General features: G+C 39.1%; 18 protein-coding genes. All 18 read left to right on the top strand.

Going from position 1 to position 20,871, the window contains the following annotated elements; translation table 11 throughout:
• Positions 1 to 289 precede the first annotated feature (289 nt).
• The 18 genes from FD50_RS11245 to FD50_RS11160 all read left to right on the top strand — a co-directional run bounded on the left by FD50_RS11245 (position 290) and on the right by FD50_RS11160 (position 20,755).
• The gene (locus FD50_RS11245) at positions 290 to 1,180 is read left to right on the top strand and encodes a MurR/RpiR family transcriptional regulator (protein WP_054755762.1); all 891 of its coding nucleotides are present in this window, start codon (positions 290 to 292) and stop codon (positions 1,178 to 1,180) included.
• Between the two features lie 330 nt (positions 1,181 to 1,510).
• Positions 1,511 to 3,364 carry a beta-glucoside-specific PTS transporter subunit IIABC gene (locus FD50_RS11240; protein WP_056961785.1) on the top strand — a complete coding sequence of 618 codons (1,854 nt, stop codon included), beginning with the start codon at positions 1,511 to 1,513 and terminating at the stop codon, positions 3,362 to 3,364.
• Between the two features lie 22 nt (positions 3,365 to 3,386).
• Complete coding sequence (locus tag FD50_RS11235) at positions 3,387 to 4,862, top strand: glycoside hydrolase family 1 protein (RefSeq protein ID WP_056961783.1); 1,476 nt, start codon at positions 3,387 to 3,389, stop codon at positions 4,860 to 4,862.
• A 41-nt stretch (positions 4,863 to 4,903) separates the two neighbouring features.
• Positions 4,904 to 5,515, top strand: a complete 612-nt coding sequence (locus FD50_RS11230) for a YczE/YyaS/YitT family protein (RefSeq protein ID WP_056961781.1) — start codon at positions 4,904 to 4,906, stop codon at positions 5,513 to 5,515.
• 287 nt (positions 5,516 to 5,802) lie between these two features.
• On the top strand, positions 5,803 to 7,173 hold the full coding sequence (locus FD50_RS11225; protein ID WP_054755771.1) for a DUF2252 domain-containing protein: 1,371 nt from the start codon (positions 5,803 to 5,805) through the stop codon (positions 7,171 to 7,173).
• Positions 7,174 to 7,267: 94 nt separating this feature from the next.
• Positions 7,268 to 8,587 (top strand): AMP-binding protein, encoded by a 1,320-nt coding sequence (locus FD50_RS11220; protein WP_056961779.1) that lies wholly within the window; start codon positions 7,268 to 7,270, stop codon positions 8,585 to 8,587.
• Positions 8,584 to 9,744 carry a thiolase family protein gene (locus FD50_RS11215; protein WP_056961777.1) on the top strand — a complete coding sequence of 387 codons (1,161 nt, stop codon included), beginning with the start codon at positions 8,584 to 8,586 and terminating at the stop codon, positions 9,742 to 9,744. The genes FD50_RS11220 and FD50_RS11215 overlap by 4 nt, the downstream gene beginning before the upstream one ends.
• Positions 9,741 to 10,103, top strand: a complete 363-nt coding sequence (locus FD50_RS11210; RefSeq protein ID WP_054755777.1) for a hypothetical protein — start codon at positions 9,741 to 9,743, stop codon at positions 10,101 to 10,103. The genes FD50_RS11215 and FD50_RS11210 overlap by 4 nt, the downstream gene beginning before the upstream one ends.
• Positions 10,087 to 10,380, top strand: coding sequence for a hypothetical protein (locus FD50_RS11205; protein WP_054755779.1), 294 nt, complete (start codon positions 10,087 to 10,089; stop codon positions 10,378 to 10,380). The genes FD50_RS11210 and FD50_RS11205 overlap by 17 nt, the downstream gene beginning before the upstream one ends.
• Before the next feature lie 4 nt (positions 10,381 to 10,384).
• Positions 10,385 to 11,128 carry an SDR family NAD(P)-dependent oxidoreductase gene (locus FD50_RS11200; RefSeq protein WP_056961775.1) on the top strand — a complete coding sequence of 248 codons (744 nt, stop codon included), beginning with the start codon at positions 10,385 to 10,387 and terminating at the stop codon, positions 11,126 to 11,128.
• A complete protein-coding gene (locus FD50_RS11195) occupies positions 11,125 to 11,979 on the top strand; it encodes an NAD(P)H-dependent flavin oxidoreductase (protein WP_056961773.1) in 855 nt (284 codons plus the stop codon). The genes FD50_RS11200 and FD50_RS11195 overlap by 4 nt, the downstream gene beginning before the upstream one ends.
• An 85-nt stretch (positions 11,980 to 12,064) precedes the next feature.
• A complete protein-coding gene (locus FD50_RS11190; protein ID WP_056961772.1) occupies positions 12,065 to 14,599 on the top strand; it encodes a M1 family metallopeptidase in 2,535 nt (844 codons plus the stop codon).
• A gap of 658 nt (positions 14,600 to 15,257) precedes the next feature.
• Positions 15,258 to 16,346 carry an ABC transporter substrate-binding protein gene (locus FD50_RS11185; protein ID WP_054755785.1) on the top strand — a complete coding sequence of 363 codons (1,089 nt, stop codon included), beginning with the start codon at positions 15,258 to 15,260 and terminating at the stop codon, positions 16,344 to 16,346.
• Between the two features lie 11 nt (positions 16,347 to 16,357).
• Complete coding sequence (locus FD50_RS11180) at positions 16,358 to 17,176, top strand: ABC transporter permease (RefSeq protein WP_056961771.1); 819 nt, start codon at positions 16,358 to 16,360, stop codon at positions 17,174 to 17,176.
• Between the two features lie 12 nt (positions 17,177 to 17,188).
• Positions 17,189 to 17,983: an ABC transporter permease gene (locus tag FD50_RS11175; RefSeq protein WP_228889093.1), complete on the top strand. Its 795-nt coding sequence runs from the start codon at positions 17,189 to 17,191 to the stop codon at positions 17,981 to 17,983.
• Positions 17,984 to 17,987: 4 nt separating this feature from the next.
• Positions 17,988 to 19,007 carry an ABC transporter ATP-binding protein gene (locus tag FD50_RS11170; RefSeq protein WP_056961769.1) on the top strand — a complete coding sequence of 340 codons (1,020 nt, stop codon included), beginning with the start codon at positions 17,988 to 17,990 and terminating at the stop codon, positions 19,005 to 19,007.
• A 4-nt stretch (positions 19,008 to 19,011) separates the two neighbouring features.
• Positions 19,012 to 19,881 carry a histidinol-phosphatase HisJ gene (gene hisJ / locus FD50_RS11165; RefSeq protein WP_235803471.1) on the top strand — a complete coding sequence of 290 codons (870 nt, stop codon included), beginning with the start codon at positions 19,012 to 19,014 and terminating at the stop codon, positions 19,879 to 19,881.
• A 16-nt stretch (positions 19,882 to 19,897) separates the two neighbouring features.
• On the top strand, positions 19,898 to 20,755 hold the full coding sequence (locus tag FD50_RS11160; RefSeq protein WP_056961874.1) for a metallophosphoesterase family protein: 858 nt from the start codon (positions 19,898 to 19,900) through the stop codon (positions 20,753 to 20,755).
• Positions 20,756 to 20,871 lie beyond the last annotated feature (116 nt).

Below are 20,871 nucleotides of genomic sequence, written 5' to 3'. Positions count from 1 at the left end.
ACAGCAATTCGATCTTGAATATAGCCAAATGTACAAATTAAGCAAGCCATTAATAGCGTAAAAAAGCAGCATGTTGGATCTCCTTGAGATTATAGAATCTTGCTGCAATTGCTTTGATGACAGAGTTCAAATGTAATGAATATTTCTTGGACCGTCAATTACAGGTAATTTTTGCAGCTAATAATCATGTGGTCACTCTAATATTACTTGTATCTTTAAAGTATTAGTGATATAGAAATTAAGAAGTGTTGTATTTTAAAAGCTGTGTGAAAAAATTGAGGTGATTGCTTTGATATTAGAAAAAATCAAAGAACATAAAAACTTTACGAAGACTGATGAGGCAATTGCGGCCTTTCTTTTGGAAAACTCTTTTGAGGTTAGCGAGTTGACCGCAAATGAATTAGGTAGAAAAACATTTACAAGCAAAGCTTCTGTATTTAGATTTTGTAAAAAAATAGGTGTGAATGGTTATGAAAATATGCGACGTCAATTTGAAAAAGAGATCACAGAAAGGTCTAGATTAAAAGAATTGTTGAAACAGGAACCGCTGGATAAAAAAAGTTCTCTTAAAGAAGTAGTAAATGGGGTGCATTCTCTATATGAGGCATCTATTAGTGAGACTAAAATGAAATTGGATATGTACTCTTTAAGTCGAATTGTAAGCAAATTGCGTCTGGCAGATACGATTGACATCTATGGCAGTGGGATCACAGAAAGCATTGCCAGCGCCGCAAAGTTTAAGTTTTTGTCAATTGGAAAGGACTGCAATGTCCACACTGGTGTCAATGAACATTATATAATGGCAAATAAGAATAAGCGTACAATCGCTATTTTACTTTCTTTTACAGGTCAAAATCCGGGAGCAATCAGAATAGCAAAATATTTAAAAAAAGTTGGAGTTTTTTTGTTAGGAATTGGAGGAACTGAATCAAGCGATTTTAAAGATTTGTGTGATGAGTATATAGAAACTTTTAATAAGGCTTTAGTAATGAGTATGGAAGTTATCTCACCATACACATCAATGATGTATATTTTTGATATGCTTTTCGCTGCAGTGCTTATTAAGGATTACGAAAGAAATTTTAATAATTCTATCGATGTTATTCAGAATAAGTTTATTGAACAACCAGATAAAACATTCTATAAAGAATATTTAGAAAAAAATACGTCCGCTAAGTAATTAAAAATGATTGGTTTTAAAATTCGAAATGTGCAAGAAGTACCACTAATTGCAGAAATAGGTTACTTCTTTATAAATACCAGCAATAGCTGATTATTTTTTGCTGCAACATGCAAAATAGTCAGCTATTTTTATTATATTATGTTTTTTTGATACTATACTCTGACTTTTAAGAAAATAATCTCAAAAATAACGGCTAAAAATGAAATATTTTGATACTATTGGACCTAAAAAATCAATAAATATTTAAACGGTTAAGCAATATTGATATGCTTTAAGTGTCAAAGAAAGCGCTTTTAAGATAATTCATTGAAAAGTGAGGGAATAAAAATGGATGATAAACAATTAGCCATGGAGATTTTGAGGTTGCTCGGTGGTAAAAAAAATGTTAGCAGTGTGACACATTGTGTTACTCGGCTAAGGGTGTCAGTCAATGACACGAAAAGCATCAAAAAAAATGAAATTCAGTCGTTGAAAAATGTTCTGGGAGTTAACATTGTTGGCAATCAACTACAAGTCGTTTTAGGGGGCAAAGTAGTTGATGTGTATGATCAGTTTGTTCCTTTAGTTGGAAAAGTGGACAGTGATGGTGTTGAAAAAAATAATGGGAACCTCATTGATAGATTTTTAGATACATTATCAGGGATATTTACGCCAATCATTCCGGCAATTGTTGGTGCTGGGTTGTTAAAAGGTATTATGATTTTTCTGATGTTTTATAAATTAGTATCGACAAGTAGTGATCTATATAAATTTTTGAATATTTTTTCCGATTCAGCTTTCTACTTCTTGCCAATCTTATTAGCAATTAGTACAGCTGCAAGATTTAAATGCAATCAATATATTGCGGTGGCAATTGCCGGAATTTTGCTACATCCGAATTTAATAACAATGATGGCACATTCAAATTCGTTAAAATTCATAGGAATTCCAGTCACCAATGCTAGTTATTCGAGTAGTGTGTTACCAATTATCTTTGGGATTTTATTGATGTCGTATGTGGAAAAATGGTTGAACAAAGTCGTTCCTAAGATTTTGAGAATGATTCTTGTCCCAGTCTTAACGGTTTTAATTGTTGCTCCAATTGTTCTCATTGTAATTGGACCAATCGGAACGGTTGTTGGTGACGCAATTGGTCAGGGCTTTATCCAACTGTATTTGAAGTATGGAGTAATTGCTGGAATCCTTTTTGGACTCGCCTATCCTTACTTGGTAATTATGGGAATGCATGTCGGGTTTGGACCAGTGATGGTGCAGTCCTTATCTAAATATGGCGTCGATTATATTATGGGTCCCACAGTTGCGTCGAATTCAGCTGAGGCAGGTGCAACCTTTGCAGTCTTTTTGAAAACTAAAAACGAAGAATTCAAAGCCATCGCGGGGGCTGCAGCTTTGAACGCAATTATTGGAATTACTGAACCAGCATTATTTGGGGTAACTTCTAAGTTAAAACGACCATTAATTGCTGTTTCAGCAGGCGGTGCAGTCGGCGGTGCAATTGCGGGATACTTTAAAGTAACAGCACTAGGAATGGGGACCGGACCAATTGCCGGGATTCCACTATTTTTAGGGGCAACGTTTATTTACTTCATAATCAGTTCCGTTGCGTCCTTTGTAGTGGCATTTGTGCTCACTCCAATAATTGGGTTTGAGGATATTCCTGTGAAAAAGCAGGACGAAAAAGTAGAGCTAGATGAAAAACTAGTGACAAGAATCGCTGCAGATCAAACGATTGACAGTCCAGTCTCAGGTGATGTTATTCAGTTGCAAGATGTCAAAGATGGTGTGTTCTCAGAAAAAATGATGGGTGATGGAATTGCTATCCAACCCACACGTGGCGAAGTTGTGGCGCCATTTGCAGGAGTAGTTAGTGCTACTTTTGCTACGAAACATGCGATTGGGCTGAAAAGTTATGACGGATGTGAAGTCCTGATTCATGTCGGTTTGGATACTGTTAAATTGAATGGTAAAGGCTTTGAAGTTTTAGTTAATAAAGGAGACAGTATTAACAAGGGGGACCTGTTACTGAAATTTGATATGAAAGAAATCAGACAGGCGGGTTATGACATCGTGACGCCAGTGATTATTACTAACACAGACATGTATGAAAAAATTAACAAAACTGCTAAGGATAACATTAATGCTGGTGAGGAATTGTTGAACTTGGTTGCAAAGAAGAAATAGTAGTAAAGGAAGCTGATTGAGAATGAGAAAAGATTATAATAATTGTTTTCCAAAAGATTTTTTATGGGGAGGTGCACTTGCGGCCAATCAAGCAGAAGGAGCGTATTTAGAAGATGGCAAGCAACTGTCTTCTGCTGATATGGTAACCGGCGGAACTAAAGATAAGCCACGAATGTTTGCACCGCGAATTGTTAAAGGGGTTTATTATCCATCACATACTGCGATTGATTTTTATCATCACCACAAAGAAGATATTGCTTTATTCGGAGAGATGGGATTCAAGATGTTACGGATTTCGATTAATTGGGCCCGCATTTTTCCGAATGGTGATGACTTAGAACCAAATGAAAAAGGCTTACAGTTTTATGATGAAATTTTTGCTGAGTGTCAAAAATATGGAATTGAACCGATGGTAACGCTGTGTCATTATGAAATACCTTGGAATCTTGTCAAAAAGTACAAGGGGTTTTATTCTAAGAAAACAATTGAATTTTTTGTCAGGTACGCCAAGACTTGTTTTAACCGTTATAAAGATAAAGTTAAATATTGGTTGACGTTTAATGAAATTAACTGTGCCACAATTGCAGAAGGTGGTTATAACGGTTTAGGCCTTTTACAAAAAAAGGATCTATTAAACGACGAACTGATTCCACTTGCGGATTTAACAGATAATGCACAGGAGAGATTTGAGGCATTGCATAATGAATTTGTAGCTTCGGCCTTAGCAGTCAGTGCGGGTCATAAAATTAAGGCTGACTTTTTAATTGGCTGCATGATTAATCGAATCACATGGTATCCGCTAACCCCGAATCCAGATGATATTTTAGCCTGCCAAACTAAAAATCGAATTTTTAATGATTTTGCTGGTGATGTGATGGTCAGAGGAAGTTATCCCACATATATTTTTTCCTATTTTGAAGATAACAATATTGACTATTCATTTATTACTAAGAAGGATCAGCAAATTCTGGCAGATGGGAAGGTTGATATGTACACATTCTCTTATTATATGTCCAACTGCATCTCAACAGATCCTGAAGTAGAACATGTGGGAGGAAATATTACTGGAGGAGCACGGAATCCGTATTTAAAATTGTCTGAATGGGGTTGGCATATTGATCCACAAGGGTTGAGATATACGCTTAATTTAATTACTGATCGCTATCCACAAGTTCCAATTATGGTGGTTGAAAATGGATATGGTGGGATTGACAAAGTTGAGCCTGATGATAGTATTCATGATCTTTACCGCATTGAATATTTAAAAAAACATATCATTGAGATGCAAAAGGCAATTGTACAAGGAGTCCCATTGATTGGATATACTTCGTGGGGACCTATTGATATTGTCAGTGTGGGTACAGGTGAGATGTATAAACGTTATGGGTATATTTACGTAAAAAGAAACGATGACGGAACTGGGGATTTCAGCAGAAAGAAGAAAGACAGCTTTTATTGGTACAAAAAAGTAATTGCATCAAATGGACAAGAGCTGTGATAAAAAATGGATATCGTAATAATATTTAGAAGGAAAGTATTATGAAAAAAATCATAGTTTTTTTGATAGGTATTATAATTTTAGCTTTTGGCACAGCACTGTGTAACTACACTGGTTTGGGGATTGATCCGTTTAATGCTTTTTGTATTGCGGTATCGCAACAATCGGGAATACAGTTAGGAACTGTTACTTTGCTGATTCAACTGGTAATTGGTGGATTTATCTTTATTTTCAAAAGAGAAAATATCGGTGTGGGCTCGGTCATTCCAATCGTGTCTTTTGGATATATTCTAGAGTTCTTTACTTGGTTAATTGAAAAAAATCTTGAACCAATTACATCAATTCTTACTAATTTATTCGTTTTTATTTTAGGTGCATTGATCATTACGTTTGGAATGTCTATATATATGGAATGCAATATGGGAATGGTACCATATGATTCGATCGCCTATGCCTTAGTAAAATATTTTAAAGGGGAAATGGCAATTTTTAGAATGATTTTGGATACTATAATTGCCGTCACTGCTTTTTTGTTAAATGGACCAATTAATGTCGGGACTGTTATCCTTGCTTTTTCTGTTGGACCGCTGATTAGTTTTTTCAGAGATAAATTTGTCAGGTGTTGTTTTAATCGGCTAGGAATAAAAAGCTGAGAATTGTTGTTGGATTCAGATTTCAAATAGAAATTGCGCCACTCAATAAATTATTAAGCAGGCTTTATGTAGTTCAATATAAGATAGACCACTTATAAAGAATAAAACAGGATTTGGTTTTTTACCGAATCCTGTTTTTTGTGACAGTTAGCAATTACCTGGTAACGTTCAACTCAAAACTGACCAGCAAAAACAAAAATTGCGTTACAATGAATGAGATTGGTAGCATTAGGTGTTGAGAATGCCAATAGTGAAGACGCCGGACAATGAATAGGGAAGCGATGCAAATGGCAAAAAAAATAATTCTTGACCTTGGTCAGATTAGTGTTTCAAAGACACGTGAAGAGCTGATTAAGAGCGGTCAACAAAAATTTCAAGCAGTTTCTGTTGAAAAGTTAACTGCATATCAGGAAGTGAAACGTGATGCAGTTAAGATAATTGAAGCTGTTGAAACTGGCTTAATTCCTGAGTTGTTGCCGCTGCGCAGGGAACGCATGCTTCAGAATACTTTTTCCTTTTACCGTGGGACTGCAGGATTGATGGATTTTGATTTAGCAAATCAGGTGCACACTGGCATTCCAGTTTTGATTTGCGGAGATGCTCATTTAGGAAATTATGGTTTTTATGCATCACCGGAACGCCAGCTTTTGTTTGATCTTAATGATTTTGATGAAGCCAGAATTGATAACTGGGAGAATGATTTGCGCCGCTTATTAGTAAGTGTTTATTTAGCTGGTAATGAAAATGGTTTTAAAAACAAGAAGTTAAGTAAGCTCCTTAAGAAGGTGAGTGCAGCTTATCGTGCGGCTATCACTTATTCAGGTTCGCTGAAATTGATGGACCGTTTTTACCTCTCACCCAAAGTGCAACTGTTAGCTAAAATTGTACGCGAACAAGCGGGCGGCGAGTTTGAAAAACCGCTGACAAGCGTGATTGAGAAAGCTACAAAAAACGATTTGAATAAAGTCTTGCGTAAGTTTACGACGCTTAATGCTGATGGACACAGGGTCTTTATTGAAGCTGCACCGCGTTCAGTTCGAGTAAGTGAAAAAAAGATGGAGCAATTTAAAGCGGCTTTTAGTGAGTATCGCGCGACTGTTCCAGAAAGCGTGCGCGTGCTGTTATTACAGTACCAGATTACAGATGTAATTCGTCACAGTGTGGGTGTCGGCAGTTTTGGAACGCGGTGTTACTTACTGCTACTGACAGCTAATGATGGAAGTCATTTGGTACTGCAGGTTAAGGAAGCTTTGCCAACAAGGGACTCCTTTATTCCGTTGGAGCTGGATCTTGATCTTCACCGCGAAATTGGTGAAGGAAATCGCATTATTAAGGCGCAAAAAATAATGCAAGCAGCCTCGGATCCTTTTTTGGGCAGCCTGAGCAGCGGACAGCGGAGTTATTATGTACGTCAATTCAGGGATATGAAGGGCTCATTTAACCTTGAAAAAATGGATTGGTCTGGTTATAAACTTTATGCTGAGGTTTGTGGCCTTTTGCTGGCTTTCAGTCACTTCCACAGCCCAACTGCTCCAATGCTTCAAGGATACCTTGAAGAGACGGTTGATTTTGACAAGTTAATGGCGAAATGGGCTGTTAGATACGCGCAACAGGTAGAAATTGACTATGAAAAGTATAAGGAGCATGTCAGTCATTAAGCAACTGATTGCACTGAAGTTGTAAATAAAAGCAAAAGAGATTGTATTTCCATCCGTTAATTGTTAACCTTATTAAAAAAGAGGTTTACAATTAATGGATTTTTTTTGTCCAGAACAGCTTTTGGCAAAGTATCAAACACAAATTGCAGTTGTTGGAGCTACAAGACAATATAGATATATTGATTTGGCAAAACGTGTCCATGAAATATTAAGGACAGCCAACTTGGTCAAACCTTATATCGTAGTGGTAGGAGAGCAAAGTATCGATTTTATTTGTCGTTTTTTGGCGATTCACGTGGCTAAAAAAATTCCGATTGTAGTTAATCGACATGACCTAGTGCAAATCGAGCAGCTATTGGAAAAAATTGCGGGATACTGGCAATTCATGGATGATCTTAACGCAGCAGCAATTACTAGGGAAATCCCCAAGGGAAAGCGCGCTGCCAACTTGTTATTTTTAGGCATGACTTCTGGCACAACCGGTAACAGTAAGGTATATCAAAGAGATTGGGCTTCCTGGTGCCATGGGTTCACTGCCTGTCGTGAAGTATTTGCGCTAGACCAATATACGTGTCTTGCGACGCCTAGTCCATTGACGACATCGCTAGGAATGCATACTTTAATTTTAAGTCTGTATTTAGGTAAGCAGTTCTATTTGGATACAACTGTCAATCGTTCGAAAGAAGATGGAAATTTAATCCTATTTACAGTACCAACAATGTTGTCACAACAGCTGGCTTCCAGCTTACAAGTCACAACTAAACATTTTTTCGATATTGCGGCCGGAATTGTAACTTGTGGAGGAGAATTAACTCAAACCCTAGTAACGCAATGGCGTGCTGAACATCCTACTCAGAATTTTTATGAACTTTATGGTTCTTCGGAAACGAGTTTAGTAGCTTGGCAAAAAATTGTTTTTCAAAAACAACCTGGATGTGTCGGGCAGCTGTTTGCAGGAGTCCAGCTTGCGTTTAAAGAAACATGTGTGCAGGTTAAAAGTCCGTATGTATTTCAAGGTTACCTCGGTGAAACACGGCAACGGACAGACTTTGTTCAGACCGATGATGTTGGCTGTTTTAAAAATGAGCGTCTTTTTATCTGGGCACGTAAGAGTGAAGTTATTAATCATGGAGGTAATCGGCTTTACCCACGTGAAATTGAGAACTTGATAGCTGAACTGGTTGAAGAAGTGGTAGTTTTTGGGGTACCTGATGCGGTTTATGGGGAAAAGGTAGTCGCAATAGTCCGCGGTCAAAATTCCCGTAAAAAATTACAGGCACGGCTTGCACGAAGTTTACCTAGTTATAAGCTGCCACAGGAATATTTATTTGTGAAGCACATCCCACGGTCACTAAATCAAAAAATCTCAAGAACAAAATTGGTAAATTTATATCAACAAGGAGAATGGTCATGAAAAAAGAAGAAACATTGGTTAGTATTCTTAGTGCTAAAAGGCTGCCAATTGGAAAGATTCGTGGGATATATGGTGCCCAAAAGCCAGAAGACTTGTTTCAAGCATTAGTTACAGGGCAGTTACAGCAGCTAGAAAATTTTTCTGCGGCGCAAATTGAACAGGTTATTTTAGGCAATGTTACCAACTTAGGCGGCAACTTGGCACGTCGCTGTGCGCTTGCAGCGGGAATCTCGCCATTAATTCCCGCTGTGACAGTTGATTGTCAGTGTGCTTCTGGATTAGTTGCACTTGCCCAAGGAGCACAGCAGATTATAAGTGGTGCGGCCAAAGCTGTTCTTGCAGGTGGGGTGGAAAGCACTTCGACAGCGCTAACAGTGCTTGATCCGCAGACAAAACAGCCACTCAAGCGCTATCCGATGGTTCCAGCAGGGTATCCAGACTTGGAAATGGGAGTTGTTGCTGATTTGATGAGCAAAAAATATCATGTTTCACGATTACAGCAGGATGAATACGCTTATCATAGTCAGCAAAAAGCACGAGTAGCGTTTGAACAAAAACTGATTCAAGCTGAGATTGTCCCTTTTCAAACTGAAATTAAAACTCTTTGGCAGGATGAAAGCCCTCGATTTGAGACTTCACTAGCAAAGTTAAGCCAATTGCAACCAGTTTTTACGGAAGAAGGAACAGCTACAGCAGGGAATAGCTGTCCTATTAATGATGGAGCAGCGACCGTTATCTTAGAAAAATATCAGCAAGGCAAACAGGTTCAGGGATATTTACTTGATCAGGTCATTGTGGGCTTAAACCCAGTTGAGTTTTTGCGGGGACCGATTATTGCGACTGAAAAATTATTAGCCAAGCATCAACTCCAAATTGCTGATCTTGATGTTGTTGAGTTGAATGAGGCCTTTGCGGTTCAAAGTATTTTGTGTCAAAAAGAACTTGGAATTGAAGCGGAACAACTCAATCCACTCGGAGGAGCACTAGCATATGGACATCCATATGGTGCTACGGGGGCGATTTTGATGGCACGCTTGCTAAATAGTTTAAATCGCAAATCAGGTCCTGCCTTAGGACTAGTTACACTTTGTGTTGCTGGGGGAATGGGGATGAGTATGTTAATTGGTAATCAATTTTGGGAAGGTGAATTTAATTGAAGTTATTGAGGAACCAGAAAATTGAGTTTGAGCAGCAACAGTTGAAAACTTACCAAGAGTTCTTTGAAGCTACTGGATGTTTGGGCTGGGCACCGCTGCTCTGGCAAAAATTAAGTTTACCGAAATACTTAAAAAATGCTGCTGCTTATTTGCTAGAAGAAGAGGTTAGTCTGGATAGTGCTAAGCTTGTTTCAAATGCTGCACTAGCCTTGGAGTTGACATTGTTGAATGAACATAAAACGCAACACGGAAAATATATTCCCACACTTGAACTAAAGATCAGACAACAGGAGCAATTAATAGGGACAGTTAAGTTAAAATTATTAACGGAGGAATCGTGGAATGCAGCCAGAATTTAGAATAACCCGGGAAATACTTGCAGACTACTTGGTAATTGCAGGTGACCAAAATCCTAAACATAAGGGAGCCCAAGGGATTGTTCCTGGAAATCTGCTTTTAGGGTACCTAGAAAAGGAATGCAGTGCGCGTTTCTGTAAAAGTCCACAGAAAATGGCGCTTATTTTCCATAATGTAATTAAAGTTAACACGGTTATCAAGCTTAAAATAACGCGTACTCAAGTAGAAGTAACGGACCCAAACGGTTATTCAAAATATATTACAGGAACATGGGAGTAGGAAGATGACAAAGAAAATATTAATTACAGGTGCAACCAAAGGAATTGGCTGGGCACTTGCGCAAAAGGCATATTCATATGGATATGATGTGATTTTACACGGGCGCAATGCTACTGAACTGCAGCAACGCAAGTTGGAATTGGCACCTCAAGGAGAGCGCTGCACAACTGTTTGTTTTGATGTCCGTGACCGTAAAATTTTAGAGCAAGAACTCCAGAAAATCGATCGATTAAATGTCCTTGTTAATAACGCTGGGACGATCGCTGATAACTGGTGGTCAAAGATGACGGATGAACAATGGGATACAGTGATTGCAACCGATTTAACCGGTGTATATAATGTGACCTCAAGATTAACCGCTAAAATTGTTCCTGGAGGACACATTGTCAATATTACTTCACAAGCAGGTCTAAAGGGTAATCCGGGACAAGCAAATTATAGTGCTGCCAAAGCCGCTTTGGTTGGAATGACGTACACACTAGCGGCGGAGTTAAAAAGAAAACAAATTTATGTTAATGCTGTCGCCCCTGCGGCTATAACGGCAATGACGAGGCCAGTTTTAGAGAAATTTAGACAAAAAAATGGAAGTTTGCCATCAATGTGGCAGTTGGGAACGGCTGCACAAGTAGCAGACTTTATCATACAACACGTCCTTTCTACTCAAAAAACAGGGCAAGTGTTGGCAGTAAATGGAACTCGTCAAGGTTACTGGCTACCAGCACAGTATCAAAGGATGGAAGAAAGATGAGTCTTTGGTATCAGAAATTAGGATTGAAATATCCAGTTTTTCAAGGTGGCATGGCTTGGGCTAGTAACCCAGAATTAGTGGCGGCGGTCTCAAATAGCGGTGCTTTGGGAATTATTGGTAGTGGGGGGCGCTCGGCACAACAATTGCAAAAAATGATTACGCAGGTTAAAGAATTGACGAAGTCTGCCTTTGGGGTAAATCTAATGTTACAGGATGATAACATTGAAGAATTGTGTAAAGTTATCTGTTATGAGAAGGTACGGGTTGTCACCACTGGGGCAGGTACACCCAAATTATATTTAGCAGCATTGAACCAAGCAGGTTGCCAAGTTTTCCCAGTTGTTCCTTCTGCAACAATTGCACTGAAGATGTTTGCATTGCCAATTGCAGGTGTAATTGTTGAAGGACAACTAGCTGGTGGACATGTGGGGGATTTTCAGACAAAAGAATTGGTGCAGCAATTGGCGCTAAAGACTGCTAAACCGATTTTAGCAGCCGGGGGGATCTATGATTATCAAGATGCACTAGCAATGTATAACTTAGGGGCCGCAGGAATTCAAGCTGGAACAATTTTTTTAGCAGCACAAGAATGTCAGCTTCATCCCAATTATCGTCAGTTGTTAATTAAAAGTCATCCCAAGGCCACCCTTATTAGAATTTCCCAAAATGGTTATCGAGCCCGTGTTTTAAAGCTTGCTGTTAAGAATCAAAATATGTCGTTGCGCTTAGCGGTTCAAGCAGGGGACTTAGAGCGGGGAGCTTTCATGGCAGGAGAAGTTGCGGCTAGGATTACTAGGATTGAACCAGCAGCAAAGATTGTAGAACGCTTAACAAATGCTAAATGCGATTAAGTAAATTTATAAAGCATGGATAGTAGCACCTTTTTAACTGAAGTCGTATAATGGTTTTAATTCTAAAGAGACTAAAGGAGAAATTATGGCTGAATTGACACGCTTTTATCAGATGTTCCAACCGAAACATTATGATCTTTTTCTAAATATTGATCGCAAGGCAAAACAATTTACCGGCAAGACAACTATTACAGGCGCTGCCAAAGAATCTCAAATTGCTATTCATCAAAAGGATTTGACAATTATTTCTGTGCAAGCCAATGGACAGGCACTCCCCTTTACAACAGATCCAGCTGCAGATGCGCTGCGAATTGACTTGCAGCAAACGGGCAATGTTGAACTGACAATTACTTACAAGGCAGCATTGACGGATACAATGATGGGGATCTATCCTTCGTATTATGAGTTGAATGGAGTTAAAAAGCAGATTATTGGGACGCAATTCGAGACTAACTTTGCGCGTCAGGCATTTCCATGCATTGATGAACCCGAAGCAAAAGCAACTTTTGAGCTTGCGCTTAAATTTGATGAGCAGCCTGGTGAAACTGTTTTAAGTAATATGCCGGAAGCACGGGTTGAAGATGGTGTGCATTACTTTGAAAAAACTGTCCGGATGTCAACTTATTTGGTGGCTTTTGCATTTGGAGAGCTGCAAAGTAAGCTGACAACCACTGAGAGTGGCGTAAAGATCGGAGTTTTTGCTACCAAAGCGCACCAAGCTAATGAACTTGACTTTGCATTGGATATTGCAAAACGTTCAATCGAATTTTATGAAGAATTTTATCAAACACCCTATCCATTACCGCATTCCTGGCAGTTGGCCCTACCTGATTTTTCGGCAGGCGCGATGGAAAACTGGGGGCTGGTAACATACCGGGAAGCATATCTGCTCCTTGATCCGGCAAACACAGCACTTGACATGAAACAATTGGTTGCAACAGTGATTGCACATGAATTAGCACATCAATGGTTTGGTGATCTGGTCACAATGAAGTGGTGGGATGATCTATGGTTAAACGAGAGTTTTGCTAACATGATGGAATATGTCGCAATTGATGCCTTGGAGCCTAACTGGCGTATTTGGGAAAGCTTCCAGACATCAGAGGCTCCGGCAGCTTTACAGCGAGATGCAACTGATGGAGTTCAGTCAGTCCATGTCCAGGTTAATAATCCAGCCGAAATTGATGCGCTTTTTGATGGTGCAATTGTATATGCTAAGGGAGCACGGATGCTCGTGATGGTCCGTGCGCTGATCGGTGACGACGCGCTTCGTACCGGATTGAAGAACTATTTTGCGGCACATCAGTTTGGAAATGCGACTGGTGCTGATTTGTGGGCAGCATTAGGAGCCGCCGCTGGAATTGATGTCGGAGCAATCATGAATTCATGGTTGGAACAGCCAGGCTATCCTGTAGTCACAGCAGCAGTTGAAGAAGGGCAACTAGTGCTCACACAGCAACAGTTTTTCATTGGTGCGGGTGAAGAACAGGGACGCAACTGGCAAATTCCACTCAATAGCAACTATGCAGCTGTTCCAGCTATCTTGACTACCAAGAAGGTTGTCGTCGGTGATTATGCTAAATTACGTGCAGCGGCTGCGGAACCTTTCCGGTTGAATATCGGCAACAATTCACACTTTATTGTTAAATATGACACGACGCTTTTACAGGATATCTTGGATCAAAGCGCTAGCCTTGGAGCTGTTTCGCAGTTGCAGATTTTACAAGATCTGCGCTTGTTAGCAGAGGGACGTCTGCTTTCTTACGTTGCAATCGTTCCGGTTTTAACGCAATTTGCAAACAGCCATTTTGCAATTGTGAATGCTGCGCTATATCAGGTTGCTGGCAACTTGAAAAAATTTGTGACCCCAGACTCAATAGCAGAGCAGAATTTGCGTACATTTTATGATAAGTTGAGTGCAGCTCAAGTCACACGCTTGGGCTGGAATGCAAAAGAAAATGAGACAAACGACGACCAATTGACACGTCCCTATGTATTACGTGCAGCGTTGTATGCACGTAATCAGGCCGCAATTGAGGCTGCACATGTGTTATTTACTAAAAATAAGCACCAATTGGTAGCTTTACCAGCTGCGATCCGTGTCTTTGTATTAGCCAACGAAGTTAAGCACTTCGGCAGCGCTGCTTTATGCGAACAGTTGTTGCAGCAATATCGGCAATCAACGGATGCGAGCTTTAAGTCAGACCTATGTGCTGCGTTGTCAAGCACACCTGATGCTAACTTAATTGCACAGCTAATTGCGCGCTTTGAAGATGCAGATACAATTAAACCGCAAGATTTGCGTGCTTGGTTCCGCAATGTGTTAGCCAATGATGATGGGCAACAGGCGGCATGGGACTGGATTCGCGCTGAGTGGCAGTGGTTGGAAAAAACAGTTGGCGGTGATATGGAGTTCACAACCTATATTACAGTCATTGCAAGTATTTTCCATACGCCAGCGCGCTTAGCTGAATTCAAGGCGTTCTTTGAACCTAAAATTAAGACACCGGGCTTAACACGTGAAATTCAAATGGATATTAAAGTAATTGAAGGACGCGTCAACTTGATTGAAGAAGAAAAGACAGCTGTGAATGACACGATTGCACAACTCGTGAAGTAACAGTGCTGGTTGGAGAACTATTATAAAATAAAATTAGAGAGTGTGACATAAGTCGAAAAATTTGAGTGCTAACTCGAAACTACGAACATAGCGAGTACTTTGCTATGAGTAATTCGAAGTTAGCACTCGAATTTTGACTTATGGAACACGTTTATCCGGAATAAAAGAGGGGCTGTGACAAAATTTAACTTTTGTCACAGCCCCTCTTTGAAAAGGAAGAAGTGGACTAAGTATACCAGACTAGTACATATGAAAACTACAAATGAAAATTAATTTTTTGATAAAGAGTAGGGCAAAAAGAATAAAGAAGAAACGAACTAATATTTTTAATTAAGGTAATTAATTATCTGCTTTTATAAATAAAAATCAGCCCTTTGTAAAGGACCTGTAAAATTAATTGGAGGACGCTGACTGAACGCTAAGGCTAACTTATTTTAAATTATGCAATCAGATGCTGATATAGCAGCCTTTTTTTGAAAAAAATATCCCGATAATGAAGGCTTGAATTTTAGGCGGCACAATAAAAACAATATCTTAATAAGCAATTAAATGCAACCTTAAAAATATTAGACAATTTACATGAAGTTTACCTTATTGTGATTATAAAATTTACAATCATATGATATCTTTGAAATTGTTGTGAAAGGAGATATTATTAATGAAAATCAGCAAGAAAACTAGCATTTTTTTAATCACTGCATTATTAGGGACAACTTTAGTAGGGTGCTCTTCTCAAAGCTCGGCAGGAACTTCAGACAATTGGAATACAATTGTCAAAAAGGCCAAAAAAGAAGGAAAAGTTAAATCAGTTGGGATGCCGGATACTTGGGCAAACTGGGTCGGAACTTGGAATGATATCAAGAGTAAATTTGGAATTTCTCATACTGATACCGATATGTCAAGTGCGCAAGAGTTACAGAATTTTAAGAAGATTGGCAAGAGTTCAAGTGCAGCCGATCTTGGTGATATTGGAATTAACGTTGGGCCGACAGCTGTAAAGCAGAATTTGTTAACCGCCTATAAAACGCAATATTGGGATAAAATTCCTTCATGGGCAAAAGACAAAAAAGGCTACTATGCGGCAGGATACACAGGAACAATTGCATTTATTACTGATACAAAAAATGTAAGTACAAAAGATGCACCAACTTCATGGAAAGATCTGGCTTCTGGAAAGTATAAAGTTTCTGTTGGTGACGTTACAACAGGTGCCCAGTCACAGTATGCAGTTTTAGCTGCAGCTTACGCAAATGGCGGTAATGAAAAGAACATTATGCCAGGAATTAAATATTTTGCAAAACTGCAAAAGGCAAATCGACTTTCATCGGTAGATTCAAGCGTTGAGAATCTGAAAAAAGGTGAAACCCAAGTTTCGATTGTCTGGGACTTTAATGCACTTAATTATAGCAACTTGATTAATGAAAAGGGTCGCTACAAGATTACGATTCCATCTGATGGTTCTGTAATGAGTGGGTACGCAGAGGTTATTAATAAGAATGCTGCACATCCATATGCTGCTAAGCTGGCACGCTCGTACATCCTGTCTAAAGAAGGACAGATCAACTTGGCGAAGGGCTACGCACGACCAATTAGAACGGATATTAAGATTCCAGCGTCTATCAAGAGCAAGCTGCTTCCAGATAAAGATTACAAAAAGATTTACCATGTTAAGAGTAATGAAACTTGGAACAAAACAACTATTAAATTGGCACAATTATGGCAATCCGATGTTCTTGGCTCAAAATAAAGGGTGTTTTTATGAAAACAAAAGTCAAAATTTTATTTCCCTTTAGTCTATTAATTGCACTAGTACTGGTTTTTCCAGTACTTATTATGTTTTTTTCCAGTTTTCAGGGGACTGATGGCGGGATTGGAATTTCAAATTATACAGAGATTTTCAAGAACAATTATTATCGCAAGGCAATCATGAACAGTTTATATATTTCGTTGATTGCAGCAGTAATTGGTGAAATTTTGTCAATCCTTGGTGCATGGGCAATTTCGCGTCTTTCTGAGAAAACGCAAAATACGTTTCTTACGCTGTTCAATATGGCAGCAAGTTTTGCTGGTATTCCGTTGGCTTTTTCCTTGATTATTTTGTTTGGTAATTCAGGAATTTTGAAGGCTATTGCGACAGCTTCGCATCTGAGTTTTTTAGGAGCATTCAATGTCTATTCTTTACCAGGCTTGATCCTAGCGTATACATTCTTTGAAGTTCCGCTTGGGATAATGTTTTTATTTCCACCAATTAAGGAAATCAACTCAGATTGGAAAGAGGCTTCGCAGGTTCTGGGTGCGAATAATTGGTTCTTTTTAAAGAAGATCATTGTGCCCCTTATTTTGCCGAATATCATCGAGACTTTCATTATCCTTTTTGCAAACGCGATGGGAACTTATGAAACTATGTATGCATTAACGGGAAATAATGTTGTTTCTATTCCAATTGTAATCGGGGCGTTGACGAATGGTTCGCTTGATGCAAATATTCCATTAGCATGTGCGCTTTCAACAATTTTTGCTGCGATTATGATGCTGCTTGTTGCCTTAGGTAATAGGCTTACTAGGAGAAGTCGATAAAGAGGTGTCTTTTTGAAAAAAAGTAGTAATTTTGGTGCTAAATTGACCATTAGTTTGATTTCAATTATGTTATTAACACCCATTGTGGCCACGCTGGCCTATTCGCTTTCGACCTCATGGGTAAAGACAATTCTACCAACAGGCTTGACCTTTCACTGGTATGTTGTTTTGACAAGCAGTCCTTCATTTTTACCGGCAGTTTTACGTTCCTTTGGAGTTGGTGTGGCAACAGTGATAGTATCAATGGTAATTTTTTTACCAGTTATTTTTTACATCAATGTATATGAACCTAAATTGAAAGCTAAAATGCGGTTCTTAACGATTATTCCGTTTACTATTCCTGGAATTGTCTTGGTGACTGGGCTAGTACAGTTGTATGCTAATCTGCCGATCCCTAAAATAGTTGTGCTGATCTTGACTTTGACGGCGATTAACTTGCCTTCTTTTTATCAAAGCTTGAATAATGTTTTTATGGGCAGAGATTTTCGGGCAATGTTTGAACAAGCCCAGCTTTTGGGAGAAAGTCCAGTTGGTGCATTTATGCATGTCATTTTACCCAATATTAGATCAGGGGTACTGGTAGGTATGCTATTAACCTTCACGGGAGCTTTCAGTGAGTACGTCGTTACAAATATTTTCTTAGGCGGCGAGTTTGAAACACTGAAAATCTATATGTACCGTTTGATGAGTGTTAATGGAAATGCCGGAAGTGTCTTAACGATTATCTACTTTGGTTTTCTCATGATCATTTCGTTCTTACTTATTAAAACAGTGCACGGTAAAAAAATAGATCAGCGGAAGGAGTAAAAAGATGGATAATTTGGTTAACGTAGAAGATTTAAGTATTAATTTTGGAAAATTAAATGTCATTTCAGAGATGAACTTCAATATCAAGCAAGGCACGTTGACTTCAATTTTGGGGCCCAGTGGTGGCGGGAAAACGACCGTTCTAAGAGCAATTGCGGGTTTAAACCAGAATATTACGGGCAAGATCTTACTGGATGGGCAAGACATTACGCATTTGCCCGCGAATAAAAGAAATATTGGAATGATTTTTCAATCCTACGCGCTTTTCCCAAACCTAAGTGTTTCTGAAAACATTGCTTATGGCTTAAAGGTTCAAAAAAAGCCGCAAGCAGAAATTAATGCCGCAGTGAATGAGATGCTCGCGCTAGTAGGAATGGAGCAAAAAAAAGATACTTATCCAGACGATTTATCAGGTGGGCAAAAGCAGCGTGTTGCGATTGCGCGTGCAATGGTGATGGAGCCAAAGTTGCTGCTGTTAGATGAACCTTTCAGTGCGCTTGATGCTAAGATTCGGGTTGAGTTGCGGAATCAGATTAAGCATTACCAAGAAAAATTAGGGATCACAATGATTTTTGTGACGCATGATCAAGCTGAAGCAATTGCAATTTCTGATGATATCATTGTGATGAATGACGGTCAGGTGCAGCAACAAGGCTCCCCAATGGAAATTTATGCAGCTCCGCAGAATTTGTTTGTCGCTAATTTCATTGGCAATCATAACATCTTGAGTGGTCAAGAATTAGTTAAGCTGGGCTTGAAAAATGTGCAAGGAACATTGAAGTATGTTGTTCGTCCGGAATTGTTTGAAAGAGCAGAGAACCATTTGCAAAGTTCAGATTCGGTTGCAATCACCGGAACAGTGCAAAGTGCCTCTATTTTAGGTGATCGTGTCCAATATCTGTTTGAAAGCGCGCCTGGAATTATGCTGAAAGTTGAGAATTTGAATCACGCTAAACCATTAACGGTTGGAGCAAAAGAGACCTTGTATCTGCACTCCAAGTACGTTAAGGAGGTGGGAGCATAGTTTGTTGGGGCGAGATGATTTAAGCAAAATTGATAGGCGTACGTGGAATGGCCATACACATACTGAATATTGTTCGCATGGGTCAGGCGAAGACAGCGAGCTGTTTATAGAAAAAGCAATTGCTGCAGGTTTCAAAACATATTCGTTCACGGAACACTTCCCAATGCCGCCTGCATTTTATAAAGATGCACAAGGTTCGCGACATGCCATCTATACTGCAGCAATGAGGAGCCATGAACTTCCAGCATATCTTGAAAAAATGCGGTATTTAAAAACAAAATATGAAGAGCAAATTAAAATCTTGGTGGGATTTGAAGTCGATTATTTTGAAAGATATCGGGAATGGACCGCTAGCAAATTGTTGGAATTCGGTGCAGAAATTGATGATGCGATTTTATCAGTACATTTTCTACCTACTAAAACAGGGCTACGAGCGATTGACGATAGCTACACTGATTTTTGTGCAGGCGTTTTAGCTGAATATCAGACACCTGTCGGGGTTGCCAATGCTTACTTGACCACTGTTTTAAATGCAATTAGATGGGAAACCATAAATAAACCAGTACGTTATGGACATATCACATTGTATCGTAAATGGCGTAATGAATTCTCACCAACGGTTCTTTGGCAGGATCAAACCACAGCGAACTTGCAAAGTAAGATCTTGGAAATAATTGCACAAAAAGGTGATTTGTTAGATTGCAACATGTCGGGCTTGGCTAGACAGTCACAGACCGAACCGTCTCCATCGCTGGAACTAATTAAAGCTGCACAAAAAAAGCATATTCCATTGGTGTACGGTGCGGATGCGCATGCAGTTGCTGCTGTCGCGCAAGCATTTGATTATTATATTCAGAAAAAAATGTATTTGTAGAAAGAGGTGTGTGTTGTTGAAACTAAAAGTGGAAGCTAATGCGCCGTTTAGAATCTGTCAATTAACAGATATCCATCTGGGAAAAGCACCGCTTAATGAGGCCGATCAAAAAACACTTGCTAAGTTGGAGCAGCTCTTTAAAAAGAAACAATACAATTTAATCATGCTGACGGGTGACCTACTGTGGGGGAAAGATAATTCTGTTCCCCAAGCGAGTTTGGAAAAATTATTTACAGTGTTGAATGCTACGAAGATCCCCGTTGCGATTACTTATGGTAATCATGATAGTGAAGGTGCTTACGACCGAGCAGAGTTGCGCGCGTATGAAAAACTATTGGAATTTCCAGCAGAAAAAAGCAATGTCTATACCGTTTTTGAGCGTGAAAACTATACGTTGGATGTTTTAACTGCTGCAGATGAAATCAGAAACAGAATTTTTGTATGGGATAGTGGTGCTTATTCCAAGTGGAACCTGGAAGTTGAGTATGCAGCGATTGAACCAGAACAAGTTAATTGGTTTCTTGAAAATGCACGCGAACGCAAGCAAGCAGATTTTGATTTAGGTTTCATGCATATTCCATTACCTGAATACAAGACGACGGAAAGTTCCGTCTTTGTCGGAACCAAGGGCGAAGATGTGTGTTCATCAGAACTTAATTCAGGCCTCTTTTATGCTTTTTTACGCAATCAAAATATTAAAGCTGTTTTTGCCGGCCATGATCACGACAATAACTATCAAAAAACGTTCCATGGAGTACAGCTGACTTACGGGAATGTAACAGGCTACAATTGCTACGGAAGATTGCCAAGAGGCGTTCGGGAAATCACACTTTACGCTGATCATTGCGACACCAAACTGGTTAGTTTTGAGTAAGAAAAATAATTACTGGTGACAAAAATGCGAGTTAATCAGGGAATCTAATCCTTGAAAAGGGACCGCATATTATCTTGTTTATACAAATTAAGTTAGGGGCTGTGACAAAAGTTAAA

It is taken from the genome of Liquorilactobacillus satsumensis DSM 16230 = JCM 12392, from assembly GCF_001435195.1.
GTDB classification, from domain to species: Bacteria; Bacillota; Bacilli; order Lactobacillales; family Lactobacillaceae; genus Liquorilactobacillus; species Liquorilactobacillus satsumensis.
The sequence above is the reverse complement of the archived record's forward strand: the minus strand, read 5'-3'. Positions and strand labels throughout refer to the sequence as shown.

Bases quoted from the DNA above. Each gene is read 5' to 3' on its own strand.
- FD50_RS11240 (WP_056961785.1), top strand. From the start codon at position 1,511: ATGGATGATAAACAATTAGCCATGGAGATTTTGAGGTTGCTCGGTGGT.
- FD50_RS11235 (WP_056961783.1), top strand. From the start codon at position 3,387: ATGAGAAAAGATTATAATAATTGTTTTCCAAAAGATTTTTTATGGGGA.
- FD50_RS11230 (WP_056961781.1), top strand. From the start codon at position 4,904: ATGAAAAAAATCATAGTTTTTTTGATAGGTATTATAATTTTAGCTTTT.
- FD50_RS11225 (WP_054755771.1), top strand. From the start codon at position 5,803: ATGGCAAAAAAAATAATTCTTGACCTTGGTCAGATTAGTGTTTCAAAG.
- FD50_RS11220 (WP_056961779.1), top strand. From the start codon at position 7,268: ATGGATTTTTTTTGTCCAGAACAGCTTTTGGCAAAGTATCAAACACAA.
- FD50_RS11215 (WP_056961777.1), top strand. From the start codon at position 8,584: ATGAAAAAAGAAGAAACATTGGTTAGTATTCTTAGTGCTAAAAGGCTG.
- FD50_RS11205 (WP_054755779.1), top strand. From the start codon at position 10,087: ATGCAGCCAGAATTTAGAATAACCCGGGAAATACTTGCAGACTACTTG.
- FD50_RS11200 (WP_056961775.1), top strand. From the start codon at position 10,385: ATGACAAAGAAAATATTAATTACAGGTGCAACCAAAGGAATTGGCTGG.
- FD50_RS11195 (WP_056961773.1), top strand. From the start codon at position 11,125: ATGAGTCTTTGGTATCAGAAATTAGGATTGAAATATCCAGTTTTTCAA.
- FD50_RS11190 (WP_056961772.1), top strand. From the start codon at position 12,065: ATGGCTGAATTGACACGCTTTTATCAGATGTTCCAACCGAAACATTAT.
- FD50_RS11185 (WP_054755785.1), top strand. From the start codon at position 15,258: ATGAAAATCAGCAAGAAAACTAGCATTTTTTTAATCACTGCATTATTA.
- FD50_RS11180 (WP_056961771.1), top strand. From the start codon at position 16,358: ATGAAAACAAAAGTCAAAATTTTATTTCCCTTTAGTCTATTAATTGCA.
- FD50_RS11170 (WP_056961769.1), top strand. From the start codon at position 17,988: ATGGATAATTTGGTTAACGTAGAAGATTTAAGTATTAATTTTGGAAAA.